The following is a 13,177-nucleotide window of genomic DNA, read 5'->3' as shown; positions in this document are numbered from 1 at the left end:
CAACCTGCCCTCGATTCACGCCAATCATGCCCAGCTCCGCGAAAAACGTGTTTGTCCTGGCCTTTGCCAATGCCCAGTTGCTGGATGTCACCGGCCCGTTGCAGGTGTTCGCCTCGGCCAATGACCGGGCCCGTGGCCTGGGCTTGCCCTTGCCCTACAACCCCCGGGTCATTGCCAACCCGGGCGGGGCGACCCTGAGTTCCTCGGGGCTGGCGCTGCTGGCCGATGCCCTGCCGGCGCCGGAGGTGGCCTGCGATACCTTGATCATCGCCGGCGGTTGGGGCGTCTATGAGGCGGCCCGGGATCCGGAACTGGTGGCCTGGGTCGCCCAGCGTGCAAGCGCCTCGCGGCGGGTGGCCTCGGTCTGCACCGGGGCCTTTGTGCTGGCTGCCAGCGGTTGGCTGGATGGGCGCCGGGTGGTGACCCACTGGACCCGCTGCGATCAACTGGCCGAGCAATACCCGCAGCTGCGGGTGGAGCCCAATCCGATCTTCATCAACGATGGCCCGGTGTGGACTTCGGCCGGGGTCACCGCCGGCATCGACCTGGCCCTGGCCCTGGTGGAGGCCGACCTGGGGCGCGAGGCGGCGCTGGATGTGGCCCGGCAACTGGTGGTGTTTCTCAAGCGCCCGGGAGGCCAGTCGCAGTTCAGCGTGACCCTGTCGCTGCAAAACAGCGGCGGGCGTTTCGATGGCTTGCATGCCTGGATTGCCGAGAATCTCAGCCGCGAACTGACCCTGCCGATCCTGGCCCAGCAGGTCGCCATGAGCGAACGCAGCTTTGTACGTCACTACCGCGCCGACACCGGCCAGACTCCGGCCCGGGCCATCGAACTGATCCGGGTGGAAACCGCCCGACGCCTGCTGGCCGACACCGGCCTGCCGATCAAGCGCATTGCCGCACAATGCGGTTTTGGCAGTGAAGAAACCCTGCGCCGCAGTGTGCTGCGGGCCCTCGGGGTGACGCCCCAGGCCTACCGCGAACGCTTTGCCGCCACCGAGCAGGCCTGAGCCCCGGGGGGGGCGGTTCAGCCCTCGACCAGGCTCAACTGGCCGTCGGCATACAGCACTTCGCGTCCGACCCAGGCCGGGTCCACTTGCGGCAGCACCGCCGACGGCTTGCGCAGTTCCCGCAGTAGCGTGGAGCCGTGGGACAGGCGTCCACCCATGCGCGCAATCACGGCCCGGGCCGCTTGGTAGTGGGCGTGGCGCCCGGGATCGAGGGTGTCTTCCAGGAGGATATCGACCCCAAGCACGCCCTGTACCTGTCCCGGATAGATCATGAAGCCTGCGGCCTGCTCGCTGCCTTCGCGGCCGTCCTGCCAGAAGCTGCCGCCGCGGCTGCGCGGATGTTCGTGGGGGGCAAACCAGTAGTCGCGATCGGCCTCGGGCACGGCGTGGTGCAGGCGGAAAAAGATCCGCATCAGGTTGTCCCGGTACCACTCGCGCACTTGCAGGTAATAGCCGCGCATACCCGGCAAGCCCAGGCGATGGGCCAGGGCAATGGCCGGGCTCCAGTGCGGGAATGCCTGCAACGGCAGTTCGGCGCACGGCGGGCGCGGGGTGCCGGGGTCGGTTTCCCAGGGCAGGCGGTGGGGGCTGTTGTCCAGGTTGTCGTAGGCGGTGGGTGGCCGTCCCAACCAGGCACCGCCGCTGCTGGCCAGGGCGGTGGCGATGCACAGGTTGCCCTGCACCACGAACACGTAGAAACGGCTGAACCAGTCCGCCAGTTGCTGACCATCGGCAGCGCCCTGGTGCAACTGCGCCAACTCGTCATCGAAGCGCCGCAGGCCGCGTTCCAGGGTCAGCAGATGGCCTCGGGCGACGTGCTGCATGCGCAGGAAACGCGGCAGCGAACGCAACAGGCGCAACGGGCGCAGGGGCAGCTCCGGGGTGGCGCCACCGACTTCTCCGGCATAGCTGGAAGAGGGCAGGCCCCAATCGGCCAGGCGCGCCAGGAACAGGTCGTTGTTGATATAGGAGGCGCCGCCGAACACCGCGGTGAAGGGTTCGTTGTCCTGCAAGACCCGGGTGTCCCAGCGGGCCATGATCGCCGGGATGCTCGCCGCTGCCCGGCGTTGGCCGTACTCGACGAAGCGGCTGGGTTGCGGCGGCAGGATCTCGGCGATATTGGCCGCGGTCAGGTGCCGGCGCCAGCCGTAGTCGCTGATGGGGCGGTACTGCAGCAGCCACAGTTGCTGGCCGTCCCAGGCCCACTCCACATCGCCGGGCACATAGTGGAAGGTCTTCAGCACCCCTTGCAGGAAGTCCCACAAGGCGCTGGCGTCGAGTCCCTGGGTGCTGGCGAAGTGGCCACTTTCCCAAGCACTGCCCAGACGCGAGAGCACCGCCCGCTGGGGGCTGACCTGACCGTCGGCGAGGCTTTCCAGATGGCCTTCGACCCACTCCAGTTCCACCGAGAGATGACGCACGAAGGCGATCCCCGACAGGGTCGGCTGGATGAAGCGCTGCACCACCACTTCCTCGACGCCGGCGTCCCGCAGCTCACCAATGCGCGACGCCACCTGATCCCGGGGGACCCGCAAGTAAGTGGTGCTCAGCCCGGCATTGGCCGAGTCGGCTTGATCCTCGCCGTAGCTGGAGGAGCGCACTGCCCACAGGGCCTGCGGCTGGCTGGCGAGCAGGGTCGGCAGGCGCGGGTCGCCGGCGCTGTCCAGGGACAGGGCGCTGGGCACCGGCTGGCCGGCCAGCTCCGCCAGACGCAGGCGACCGCCCTTGGTGTGGGCGACAAACCCCGGGTCGGCGGATTCCAGCCAGTCGACGAACGCCGTCGGCGCATCGATCCAGGGGTAATGGCCCCAGCCCGGCTTGAGGCTGATCCGCAGGTCGGCCCGAGCCAGGATCGCCGACCAGGCCGCGGCCTGGGCAATCCCCAGCAGCCGGTCCTGGTCGCCCCAGACCAGTTGCACCGGGTCCTTGATCCACTCCAGCAGCGGCAGTGCGGTGTCGGCTCGCAGCTGTTCCCACAAGGGCACGAAAGCCCGGCAACGGGCGTAGCCCGAGCCCATGCGCAGGTACTGCTGCGGCGTCCATGGCTGGCGCGAGAATTTGCCGGCGAACAAGGTTGGTTTATGGCTGAGCAAACCATGAATCAGCAGGCGCGCCGGCAGCGGCGACATCAGTGCCGGCAGGCGTCGTTGCCAGAGAAAGGCCCCCACCGGAGACAGCAGCACACTGCGCGAGAAATGCCCAGGGCGGCGTTGCAAGGCGTGCAGCACGATCAACGCGCTGACCCCCACCGCGACAATCGCCTGGCCCGGCTCGGTCATGCCCAGCAGGGCCTCGGCGTACTCACCGAGGTCATTGCAAGGAGGCAGCGGATTGTCGCCAAAACCCGGTAGCTCCAGAGGCTGCACCTGATAGCGCTGAAAGTGCGGCAGGGCATCGTCCCACCAATCGGCGGCGCTGCCATTGCCCGCCAGCAGGTACAACAGGGGCTTGCTCATGGGCATTCCTCAGCTCAGGTCAGGTCCCGCAGGGCGGCGTCCAGGGTCGGGTAACGGAAGCGGTAGCCGGCCTGCAGCAGGCGCGCGGGCACTACTTTCTGGCCGTCAAAGAACAACTCGGCCATTTCCCCGGCCAGGGCTCGCACCGGCGCGGCCGGCACATGCAGCCACACCGGGCGCTTGAGCACCTTGCCGACCGTGGCGGCGAAGGTGCCCTGGCTCACGGCTTCCGGCGCCACCATGTTGTAGGTGCCGGACAGAGAGGCGTCGTTGATGGCCCGGGCCATCACTTGCAAGACGTCGTCGCGGTGCACCCAGCTCATGATCTGCTGGCCATTGCCCATGCGTCCGCCAAAGCCGAAATGGAACGGCATCAGCAGGGGTTTCAGGGCGCCGCCGGGACCGAACACGATGCCTAGGCGCAGGACCACCTGGCGCACGCCGAAGCGGGTCGCCGGTTCCGCCGAGGACTCCCAGCGGGCGCACAGGTCGGCCATGAAACCTTCACCGCGCTCGGCGTTTTCATCCAGGCTCTGGCTGGCGTCGCGCACCCCGTAGAAACCGATGGCCGAAGCCTGGATCCACAGGTCCGGCTTGTGCTGGGCGTGCTGCAGCCAGTTGAGCAGGGCCTCGGTGGTGCCAACCCGGCTGGCCAACAGTTGCGCCTGGCGCTTGGCCGACCAGCGCGGTCCGGCCACCGGGGCACCGGCCAGATTGATGATCACGTCAAAGGCCTCGCCGTGGCCCAGCTTGCCCAGGGAGCGCAGGCAGCGGGCGCGGCCGTCGAACAGGTAGGCGGCGCGCAGCGGATCACGGGCTAGCACACTGACGGTGTGCCCGGCATCCAGCAGTTGGTTGACCAGGGTTTCACCGATAAAGCCGGTGCCACCGGTGACCAGCACCCGTTTGCCAGTACCGCCGGCAAAGGGGTTGGCCGCCTGACCCTGGCGTTGCAGGCGCAACGCCGCCAGGCCGTCACGAATGCCCGAAGCCGTCACGCCGACGGCAAACAGGCTCAGGGCCCAGCCTTGCCAACCCAGGTCGATGGGGCTCAAGGCGCTGGGCAGGCGCGACCATTCCAGCAGTTGCAGGCCGTACAGGGCGAAGAAGGCCCCGGCATTGATCGCCAGCACGGTGTGCATGATGCGTTCGATGGCCGGCAGCTTGCGGCTGCGGTCCTCGACTACGAAGTCCCACAGGGTCAAGCCGATTTCCAGGGCGAACAGCACGGCGATCACCAGGGCCCAGATGCCCTGGAACGCCAGGTGGGCGATGCCCATGAACAACACGCCGTAGAAGCACGAGCGCAAGGCATGGATGCTCAGTTCCTTGCGGGCGCTGTGGCGTTGCGGCAGGGCCACGGTGAGTTCGTGATGGTAGATCGTGTCCAGGGCGCCGAGCACGCCTTGGGCGAGCAACAGGGCGATGGCCCACTGCAGGATTGGCAAATCAGCCACGATGGTGAAGTCCTTTTACGAGGGAAGACGAGAGGTATGGCGGTCATGGCGCTGCAGCCACAGTAACGGTGGCAGCAGCACCAGCAGGGCGAAGCTGTCGATCCACAGGTGGGCGGTCATGTTCATCTGCCACGACAGCCACATGTCCTGAGGTGCCCACAGCACAATCCCGGCCATCAGCCAGGCCCAGGCCGCCGGGGCCTGCAGGCGATTGCCCAGATGCACCAGGCCCAGCAGGTACAACGAATAGCTTTGCAGGGTGGCGCCGAACAGACCCAGCCACCAGACCTGCTGAGCCCGGGCCGGTGCCGGTGCGGCGGCGCCCCAGAAAGCCTGTTCGATACTGGCCAGGTAGTCGTTGAACAGGCCGCTGTGGCCGGCCCAGGTCAGCAGCAGCCCGGCCAGCAGATGACCGGCGCCGACAGCGTAGAGCCAAAGCACCAGGACCCGGCGCAGGCCGGGCCGGGGAGAAGTCGTGGCGGGTAACATTCCATGTCCTGTGGGGGATCAAAGGCGCGAAGTGTACCGATTTTTCCCCGGCATGGCGTGCGGCCTGCTGCTCTTCTCAGGCGTTCTGGAGCAACTCCAGCAGCGCGTCGAGGGTGGCTTGGGGGGCTTCCTGGGGCAGGTTATGGCCGACGCCGGGCAGGATCCTGCGCTGATAGGGCCCGCTGAACAGGCCGATATCGGGGTCCGGCTCGGTGGCCGGACCGACCCCGTCATCGGCGCCACAGAGTGCAATGGTCGGCACCTGGATGGGCGGTTGTGCCTGCAACGCCTGCTCGATGCTTTCCAGGCTGGGGTCGCCGGGTACGTAGCCGAAGCGATGGCGGTAGGAATGGATCACCACTTCGACAAAGTCCGGGTTGTCGAAGGACGGCGCGCTCAGGCCATAGCACTGCGGTCCCTGGTTCCAGGTCGGCGACCACTGGCGCCACAACAGCTCGCAGAAGGCCCGACGGTTGGCCGTCAGCCCGTCCACCCCGCGCTGGGTGTTGAAGTAGTACTGGTACCACAACCGATGCTCGGTCTCCGGCGCCCTGGGTTCGCAGGCCCCGGGGATGTCCTGGATGTTGTAGCCGTCGGCGCTCATCAGGCCCTTGACCCGCTGCGGCCACAGGGCGGCGACGATGCAGGCGGCACGACCGCCCCAGTCGTAGCCGGCGAGGGTGGCCCGGGGCAACTGCAGTGCATCCATCAGTTCCAGTAGGTCCCGGGCCAGCGCCGCCTGCTGCCCGGAGCGCATGATCTGCCGACTGACGAAGCGCGTGGGGCCGTAGCCCCGCAGGTAGGGAACGATGACCCGATAGCCGCGCTCGGCCAGCGGCGGGGCGATCTCGTCGTAGGCTCGCACGTCGTAGGGAAAGCCGTGGAGCAGGATCACCGGCTCGCCGCTGGCCGGGCCGTGTTCTTCATAGGCAAGGTGCAGGCTGGGGGTAGTGACCTGATGCAGGGCGGCTGAACTGGGCATGGCGACTCCGGGGTTTGGTGACTTGGAACACCCTAGCTCAAAACGCGTTACGGGCGATCTACAGCGACTCGTACTGGCCGTCCTCGTCGACGTAGAACACTTCGCTGAGGTACCAGCGCTGGCCGCTGAAGATCAGGTGGTAGTGGTAATCGGCAGCAAAGCCCAGCTCGGGACTGACCGAGCGGGTTCTCACCAGCGCACGATCGGCTGTTCGGCTGCTGGAAAGGATCTGTTCGTACTGCGCACCGTGGCTGGCCGGAGAACTGAAGGCAATGGGCTGGCCCTGAAAGCCCGGCAGACAGAACTTGGTCAGCAACTGGGCGTACTCCTGCTGTGCCAGATCCATCGATTGCAGGGGCGCGTTGTCCGCTTGGCGGGCGCTGGCCCTGTCGCTCCACTGCTGATAGTCGGCAATGAATTGCCGTACCAGCGCTTCGGGTGAGTCGCTGAACGAGGCGCTCAAGGCGACGTTGTTGAACAGCAGGGCCAGCAGGGCGACCAATTTTTTCATGGGGGTGGGAGTCCCTTGCGTTGTGGTGTAGGCGAGCGGATCGAAGGCGCGGAGTTTAGCGCTGGCTGGCCCCCGGCGTATCGATGGCCTGCCACCGCCTTCACCGGCAAGCCGGCTCCTACGGGTGGCGCAGTGCCTGAGCGGTTGGCGTAGGAGCTGGCTTGCCAGCGAAAGGGCCGGTGAGATCGCCTTCGCCCACAAACCGGCCCCTACAGTTCGTCGCTGCGGATCAGGTGCTTGAAGTGATGCCGCCAGAGGTCAATGCCCAGGCCGCCGCTGCGGTCCAGGGATGAGCCCACCGTCAGGTCGGTGAGCAGGGTCGGCTGCAGGCCGGCATCGAACAGGGCAAAACCCGCGGCCAGGACGCAGGTGTCGGTCTGGATGCCGCACACCAGCACCCGCTGGGGACTTAGGCTTTTCAGGTAATCGAGGAGTTCCGTCGTCGGCCCGTAGCCGTGCTTGATAAAGACCTTGTCGGCGGCCACCAGGCTCTGGTCGTCCACCGGCGGTTGCCAACCCAGTTGCCGGGCGAACGGCGTGCGGCTTTCATCATGGCGTTCCACCGTGGCCACTGAGGGCATCTGTCCCAGCAGTGGGTTGATGCCCTCCACCAGCCATTGCGGAGGGTTGAAACAGGGTTGCACATCAATGATCAGCAGCACCTGATGCATGCCGTTTCTCCTTGGGGCTCGGGTGAAAAGCTCGTCAGTGTGCCGCCAGTTAACGCGTCAGGCGAGCGTCGCCGGCTGGCGCAGGCCGATGCAGTTGCCCCAGGGGTCTTGCACCTGGCAGATCCATTCGCCGCCTTCGATGGCCAGGGGGCCGCGATACAGGTGCCCGCCCAGGGCCACCAGACGCTGCACTTCGGCGGACAGGTCGCTGACCTGCCAATACACCACTGTGCCCGCCGGGCCCTGGCTCACCTTGGCGTCGCTGGGGACGATTTCCAGGGACAGGCCATCGAGCTGCAAATGGCCAAAGTCATCCGGTTCATGCACGACCCGGCGAGCCCGGGGAAAGGCCTCGGCGTACCAGGTGGTCGCGGCGCGCCAGTCGGCGGCGTGGATCATTACGGCGATGATCGGAGAGTCGGGCATGGGATCCATTCCATCAGATAAAGGTGTTTGGGCGTTCAGCGGATGCGCTCGATCCACCGGCCATGTCAGTGGCTGGGCGCCTCGCTGCTGGCCAGATGCTGACGAATCAGCTCGGCGCCGGAACTGGCCGACTGCAACAGGGCCCGCTCCGTTTCCAGTGCCAGGACAAAGAAGTCCTCGACCTTGCGGACGATGGCAAATGAGCGATGGCCGGCCAGCTTCAGGTCCAGTTGCCGGGACTCCTCAATCTGCTGCTGACGGACCCGAATGCTGGCGCGGTGTGCGTGGACGGCGTGTTGCAGAAAGTCCAGCTGGGCCAGCAGTTGTTCTCGGGTGGTACGCGGATCGTCGATAAACAGCCGCATCAACTGCGGCTGTTGGAACGAGCCCTGATGCTCGCTGCAAAAGCGCAGGTGAAAGTGTTCCAGGCGGTCGCCAACGGCTTCGCTGAAGGCCTGGGCCAGTTCGTCGAGTTGCTGGGGGGCGAACAGCATGTCACCCATTTTCAGGGCCACGCAGATATCCGTCAGTGAGCGCAGTTTCAGCGGCTTGATAAAGGGGCAGGCCTGTTGGGTGAGCGTGGCGATGTGCATGTTCAGTTGGTGAAAGAAGTCGCTCAGGTCCTGTTCCTGGTGCTGTTCGATAAAACTCACTGACAGCAGGTCGGCGACTTGGCTGTGGATGATCACCGAGTCGGTGACATCGACCAGCAGATCGCTGCGTTCGAGGTCTCCCGGGGTCATCAAGTGCGCGGGTTGCCCGCTCAGGGGGACCCCGCACTGGGCAAAAGCGGAGGCGATCAACTGCGAGCAGAAGAGCCGGTCTTCATCGGCGGTTGGGGCGCGAGCAGTGGCGATCTGGGTCAGCAGCGCGCCTTTGAGCGAGTACCGTTTGTGAACATGGGACTTGGCGACGCTGGCCAGTTGAGCCTTGTCCAGGATGATCTGTTCCTTGAGTCTGAGCACCTTGATGCTGGCCCGGGTGAGAGCGGCGCGTCCCAGCATCGAACTCAGCTTGACCCCGGTCTTGATGGCTTCGATCAGCACGCCACCGTCGTGAACGAACAGCGCCGCGTGGCTGAATCCGGAGCCGGTGGCGGAACGGATCAGGCTACTTTGCAGTGCATCGTTGCGGCTGAGCAGAATATCGCCCACCTGCAGTTTCGAGACATCGAGGAGAAAACAGCAGGAGGCTGGTTGGGCAGGGCGTCGGGTCAAGCTGTCCATGGTTCTATCACTCTGAGGCAGGCGTGGTGTCAGCGCTCGGCGAGCGATTGTCGCGGCGCAAGCCCCGCAGGATCAGTTGCAGGCCCACCCGACTCTCTTCGAGTTTCTGTGCCGGTTGCGGCGCATTGGCAATCCACAAGGCGGCCTCCACCAGGCTGCCGTTGATCAACCGTGCCAGGGCCTGGGGCGACGCCGGTTCGATCACCTGCTCCTGGATCAGCCGGCCCAGCAGCGTGCCAAGGGTGTCGATGCACTGATCCTCGCCGGCCTGGGTGACATCCCCCAGTACCGCCCGTGCGTCCTGCAGGACAATACGCTGGATTTCCGGCTCCAGCGCCATCTCCAGATAGGCCTGGCAACGCTGGCAGAAAGCCTCCCAGGGATCGGCAACCTCGCTGGAGATGGCCTCCAGGCGTTGATCCATTTCCCCGTCGATCTGCTCCACTACCGCCGCCAGCAACCCCTGCTTGTCGCCGAAGTGGTGATACAGCGCGCCCCGGGTCAGCCCGGCTTCGGCGGTCAGGTCGTCCATGGACGTCTTGGCATAGCCCAGGCGGGCAAAGGCCTGGCGCGCGCTGGCAATCAGCTTGGCGCGGGTGGCTTCGATCATTTCGGCACGTGGACGGCTGCTCATGGGGCGGTTCTCCGGCTCGGAACGGGTTGACATACGCGGCGTATGTTCTCATGATTTTTAACATACGAGGCGTATGTGTTTCTACTGTCGGGCCACTTTATGGCAAGTTGCAGCCCCCCAAGGAGTCGTTGTAAATGGCAAACCCCTATCGCGAACTGTTCAATGCCCCCGGCAGCCGGGCGTTCGTCCTGGCCGGGATGATCGCGCGCATGCCGATCTCCATGACCGGCATCGGCCTGATCACCATGCTCGCGCAGCTCCACGGCGGTTATGCCCTGGCCGGTTCGGTGGCAGCCACCTTCGCCTTGGCCACGGCCTTTTGCGCGCCCCAGGTGTCACGCTGGGTCGATCGCTTCGGCCAGGGCCGGGTGCTGCCCCTGGCCGCGGGCCTTGGAGGCGGCGCCTTGCTGGCGCTGCTGCTGTGCACGCGCTTGCAGGCCCCGCACTGGACCCTGTTCATCTGCGCCGCCCTGGCCGGTTGCATGCCCAGCATGTCGGCCATGGTCCGCGCCCGTTGGACCGAGCTGTACCGTGGCCAGCCGCAGTTGCAGACCGCCTACGCCCTGGAATCGGTGCTCGATGAGGTCTGCTTCATCATCGGTCCCCCGGTGTCGGTGGGCCTGTGCGTGGGGCTGTTCCCCGAGGCCGGGCCCCTGGCCGCGCTGTTGATGCTGGCCCTGGGGGTCAGTGTGTTCGTCATGCAGAAAAGCACCGAGCCGCCGGTGCATCCCCACGAAGAGGGGCACGCCGGCTCGATCATTCGCTCCGCTGAAATCCGCCTGTTGATCCTGTTGATGGTGGCTATGGGCACCATAGTCGGCGTGGTGGATGTGGTCAGCGTGGCCTTCGCCCAACAACAGGGGCAGCCGGCGGCGGCGAGCGTCGTGCTCTCGGTGTACGCCATCGGCTCGTGCCTGGCGGGCATCGCCTTCGGCGCGCTGAAACTGGCCACGCCCTTGCCCCGGCTGTTCATGTACGGCGGTATCGCCACGGCCCTGGCCACCTTGCCGTTGCTCTGGGCGAGCAACATCTTTGGCCTGTCCCTGGCTGTGTTCGTCGCCGGGCTGTTTTTCTCCCCGACCCTGATTGTCGCCATGGCCCTGGTGGAACGCATCGTGCCCCCGGCCAAACTCACCGAGGGCCTGACCTGGCTGGTCACCGGTCTGAGCATTGGCGTGGCCCTGGGGGCTGCGGGTTCCGGGGGGCTGGTGGACCATTTCGGCGCCCGCAGCGGCTTCTGGCTGGCCCTGGCCGGCGGCGCGGTGGTCCTGGGGGCGGCGTTGCAGAGTTATCGCCGCCTGCGCTGAAGCGACCGTCGGACTAATTTGTCCGCCCCGTGCCGCGTTGTTCTTAACAGATCATCTGTTGAGGGATAAACCGTGACCCAGTTGAACCTGCTGTGCCTGCCGTATTCCGGAGCCAGCGCCATGGTCTACAGCCGCTGGCGGCGCAAGCTGCCCCAGTGGCTGCACCTTGCGCCCGTGGAACTGCCCGGGCGCGGCGCCCGTTACAACGAGCCCCTGCACACCGACATGCGTGTGCTGGCGATGCAGCTTGCCCGGGAAGTCCAGAGCACGTTGCGCGCACCCTATGCCCTGTTCGGTCATAGCCTGGGGGCGTTGCTAGCCTGCGAATTGGCCCACGCCCTGCGTGCCCTGGGATGTCCGGAACCGGTGGCACTGTTCGCTTCCGGGACGGCCGCACCGACCTTGCGCAGCGAGTACGACCGGGGTTTTGCCGAGGCCAAGACTGACCAGCAACTGATCGAGCAGTTGCGCACCCTCAATGGCACCAGCGAAGAGGTGCTGGCCAACCAGGAACTGATGAGCCTGACCTTGCCGATCCTGCGGGCCGATTTCCTGCTGTGCGGCCGTTTTCGCCCGTTGCAGCGCCCGTTGCTCAATTGCCCGGTGCATGTCCTGGGGGGCAAGACCGATCGCGCCACCACCGAGCAACTGATCGGCTGGAGCAAGGAAACCTGTGGCAGCTTCTCCGTGGACATGCTGGCGGGCGGGCACTTCTTCATCCACGAGCAGGAAGCCAAGGTCCTGAGCCTGATCAAGGGGCACCTTGAGGTGCATCGTCGGCGTCATCTGCAGCCTGAAGTCGCCGCGGCCCTGTAGCCGCCGGGCTGACTGCGCCGGCGGTTGCAGGTGCAGTCAGCCCAGGGACGTCCCCAGGCGCCAGTAACCCATCAGGGTCAGGTTGCGGCGTTCCTGGCCGCGCTCGTTGATCAGGTGGCGGCGGATGCTCATCACCGTCGCCGACTCGCCGGCCACCCAGGCATAGAAACTGTTGTCCGCCGGCGCCGCGGTGTCCCACAGCCGTTGTGCTTCATTGCGTTCGCTGACCTTGATCGGCCGTCGGCCACTATTGGCCGGCGGCAGCTCGGCCAGCTCCCGGGCGGCATGGATCAGGGTTTCACCGTGTTGGGCATTGAGCACGTCCCGCGGCAGCCAGTTGACCCGGGTCTGCGGGTTGCAGCGCAGGTCGATGCAGTCGCTTTCGTAGGGCACCTCGATGAATACCTGCACATCCGGGTAGTCCGGATAATCCTGCAACTCCTCCAGAATCCCGGCGATGGCGGGCAGGGCGGTTTCATCGCCCATCAACAGCACCTTGCGAATCCCCGCCGGCGGCAGCCACTCATAACCGCCGGGGTCACCGCTGTAGGCCTTGTTCGGCACCACCATCTGCAGGCGGTCGCCGGGCTGGGCGTGGGTGGCCCAGGTGGAGGCCGGCCCATTGACCCCGTGCAGCACGAAATCCACATCCATCTCTGCAGGCTGCATGCGCAGGGCGCGAATGGTGTAGGTGCGCATCGGTGGTTGCTGCTCGGCCGGCAACTGGCGCCGGGCGGCCTGCCAGTCACCTTGCACCGGCAACTGCGCAACGCTGCCATCGGCCCCGGGAAACAGCAGCTTGATGCGCTGGTCCGGGGCCAGGGTGCGGGCCTGGGCAACGTCCTCGCCGCCGAACACCAGGCGCACCAGGGAGGGGCTGAGGTCGATGCGTTGCTTGAGTTCGACGTTGATCACCCGGTAGCCCTTCGGCCTGGACCGATCGACGCCGGTCAGTTTGCGCAAGCCTTGGGTGAGGAGGCCGGTCAGCGATTGAGCGGAGGACATGGGCAGGTACCTGCTGCAAGGGGAGGATAAGGAAGGAACGAAGGATGGCCGAGGTGATTTACTGCCGGCGCCGTCTGTCGGGTCGCCTTGAGGGGCCCGGAGGTTGCTGGGTCGAGCCGTGTGTCGGGTTAATTTTCCCCGGCCTTCATCCGTTCCGTAGGGATGACCGAGCCAATGCTCGATACCC

13 protein-coding genes are annotated in these 13,177 nt (G+C 66.1%); 3 read left to right on the top strand and 10 right to left on the bottom strand.

The genetic code is table 11. The features are described 5' to 3' along the window. Positions 1–26: 26 nt before the first annotated feature. Positions 27–1,010 carry a GlxA family transcriptional regulator gene (locus P7C00_RS22205; protein ID WP_404937385.1) on the top strand — a complete coding sequence of 328 codons (984 nt, stop codon included), beginning with the start codon at positions 27–29 and terminating at the stop codon, positions 1,008–1,010. Positions 1,011–1,027: 17 nt separating this feature from the next. On the opposite strand, the gene P7C00_RS22200 is transcribed toward P7C00_RS22205, so the two are convergent. The 9 genes from P7C00_RS22200 to P7C00_RS22160 all read right to left on the bottom strand — a co-directional run bounded on the left by P7C00_RS22200 (position 1,028) and on the right by P7C00_RS22160 (position 9,862). Beyond that, positions 1,028–3,466 carry an alpha/beta hydrolase gene (locus P7C00_RS22200; protein WP_404937384.1) on the bottom strand — a complete coding sequence of 813 codons (2,439 nt, stop codon included), beginning with the start codon at positions 3,464–3,466 and terminating at the stop codon, positions 1,028–1,030. Between the two features lie 14 nt (positions 3,467–3,480). Then, a complete protein-coding gene (locus P7C00_RS22195) occupies positions 3,481–4,923 on the bottom strand; it encodes a TIGR01777 family oxidoreductase (RefSeq protein ID WP_404937383.1) in 1,443 nt (480 codons plus the stop codon). A gap of 15 nt (positions 4,924–4,938) precedes the next feature. Then, a complete protein-coding gene (locus P7C00_RS22190) occupies positions 4,939–5,412 on the bottom strand; it encodes a hypothetical protein (protein WP_404937382.1) in 474 nt (157 codons plus the stop codon). A gap of 76 nt (positions 5,413–5,488) precedes the next feature. Then, entirely contained in the window at positions 5,489–6,394 is a 906-nt protein-coding gene (locus tag P7C00_RS22185; RefSeq protein ID WP_404937381.1) for an alpha/beta fold hydrolase, read from the bottom strand. 58 nt (positions 6,395–6,452) lie between these two features. Continuing rightward, on the bottom strand, positions 6,453–6,905 hold the full coding sequence (locus P7C00_RS22180) for a hypothetical protein (protein ID WP_404937380.1): 453 nt from the start codon (positions 6,903–6,905) through the stop codon (positions 6,453–6,455). Positions 6,906–7,114: 209 nt separating this feature from the next. Further along, positions 7,115–7,576: a cysteine hydrolase family protein gene (locus P7C00_RS22175; RefSeq protein ID WP_346636167.1), complete on the bottom strand. Its 462-nt coding sequence runs from the start codon at positions 7,574–7,576 to the stop codon at positions 7,115–7,117. A 57-nt stretch (positions 7,577–7,633) separates the two neighbouring features. Then, positions 7,634–8,002, bottom strand: coding sequence for a VOC family protein (locus P7C00_RS22170; RefSeq protein WP_346636166.1), 369 nt, complete (start codon positions 8,000–8,002; stop codon positions 7,634–7,636). Between the two features lie 65 nt (positions 8,003–8,067). Then, positions 8,068–9,228 (bottom strand): YiiX/YebB-like N1pC/P60 family cysteine hydrolase, encoded by a 1,161-nt coding sequence (locus P7C00_RS22165; RefSeq protein WP_346636165.1) that lies wholly within the window; start codon positions 9,226–9,228, stop codon positions 8,068–8,070. A 7-nt stretch (positions 9,229–9,235) separates the two neighbouring features. Continuing rightward, positions 9,236–9,862, bottom strand: a complete 627-nt coding sequence (locus P7C00_RS22160; protein WP_404937379.1) for a TetR/AcrR family transcriptional regulator — start codon at positions 9,860–9,862, stop codon at positions 9,236–9,238. 134 nt (positions 9,863–9,996) lie between these two features. Between P7C00_RS22160 and P7C00_RS22155 the strand changes: the two genes are divergently transcribed. After that, positions 9,997–11,169, top strand: coding sequence for an MFS transporter (locus P7C00_RS22155; protein ID WP_346636163.1), 1,173 nt, complete (start codon positions 9,997–9,999; stop codon positions 11,167–11,169). Positions 11,170–11,241: 72 nt separating this feature from the next. After that, complete coding sequence (locus P7C00_RS22150) at positions 11,242–11,985, top strand: alpha/beta fold hydrolase (RefSeq protein ID WP_346636162.1); 744 nt, start codon at positions 11,242–11,244, stop codon at positions 11,983–11,985. Between the two features lie 36 nt (positions 11,986–12,021). On the opposite strand, the gene P7C00_RS22145 is transcribed toward P7C00_RS22150, so the two are convergent. After that, positions 12,022–12,990, bottom strand: coding sequence for a siderophore-interacting protein (locus P7C00_RS22145; protein ID WP_404937378.1), 969 nt, complete (start codon positions 12,988–12,990; stop codon positions 12,022–12,024). Positions 12,991–13,177: the final 187 nt, after the last annotated feature.

Origin of the sequence: Pseudomonas sp. JDS08PS003 (assembly GCF_045013505.1) — a bacterium.
Classification (GTDB): domain Bacteria; phylum Pseudomonadota; class Gammaproteobacteria; order Pseudomonadales; family Pseudomonadaceae; genus Aquipseudomonas; species Aquipseudomonas protegens_B.
Note: the sequence above shows the minus strand (reverse complement) of the source record. Positions and strands in the feature narration are given on the sequence as shown.

Coding starts and splice junctions, on each gene's coding strand:
- P7C00_RS22205 (WP_404937385.1), top strand. CDS start 27: ATGCCCAGCTCCGCGAAAAACGTGTTTGTCCTGGCCTTTGCCAATGCC.
- P7C00_RS22200 (WP_404937384.1), bottom strand. CDS start 3,466: ATGAGCAAGCCCCTGTTGTACCTGCTGGCGGGCAATGGCAGCGCCGCC.
- P7C00_RS22190 (WP_404937382.1), bottom strand. CDS start 5,412: ATGTTACCCGCCACGACTTCTCCCCGGCCCGGCCTGCGCCGGGTCCTG.
- P7C00_RS22185 (WP_404937381.1), bottom strand. CDS start 6,394: ATGCCCAGTTCAGCCGCCCTGCATCAGGTCACTACCCCCAGCCTGCAC.
- P7C00_RS22180 (WP_404937380.1), bottom strand. CDS start 6,905: ATGAAAAAATTGGTCGCCCTGCTGGCCCTGCTGTTCAACAACGTCGCC.
- P7C00_RS22175 (WP_346636167.1), bottom strand. CDS start 7,576: ATGCATCAGGTGCTGCTGATCATTGATGTGCAACCCTGTTTCAACCCT.
- P7C00_RS22170 (WP_346636166.1), bottom strand. CDS start 8,002: ATGCCCGACTCTCCGATCATCGCCGTAATGATCCACGCCGCCGACTGG.
- P7C00_RS22165 (WP_346636165.1), bottom strand. CDS start 9,228: ATGGACAGCTTGACCCGACGCCCTGCCCAACCAGCCTCCTGCTGTTTT.
- P7C00_RS22160 (WP_404937379.1), bottom strand. CDS start 9,862: ATGAGCAGCCGTCCACGTGCCGAAATGATCGAAGCCACCCGCGCCAAG.
- P7C00_RS22155 (WP_346636163.1), top strand. CDS start 9,997: ATGGCAAACCCCTATCGCGAACTGTTCAATGCCCCCGGCAGCCGGGCG.
- P7C00_RS22145 (WP_404937378.1), bottom strand. CDS start 12,990: ATGTCCTCCGCTCAATCGCTGACCGGCCTCCTCACCCAAGGCTTGCGC.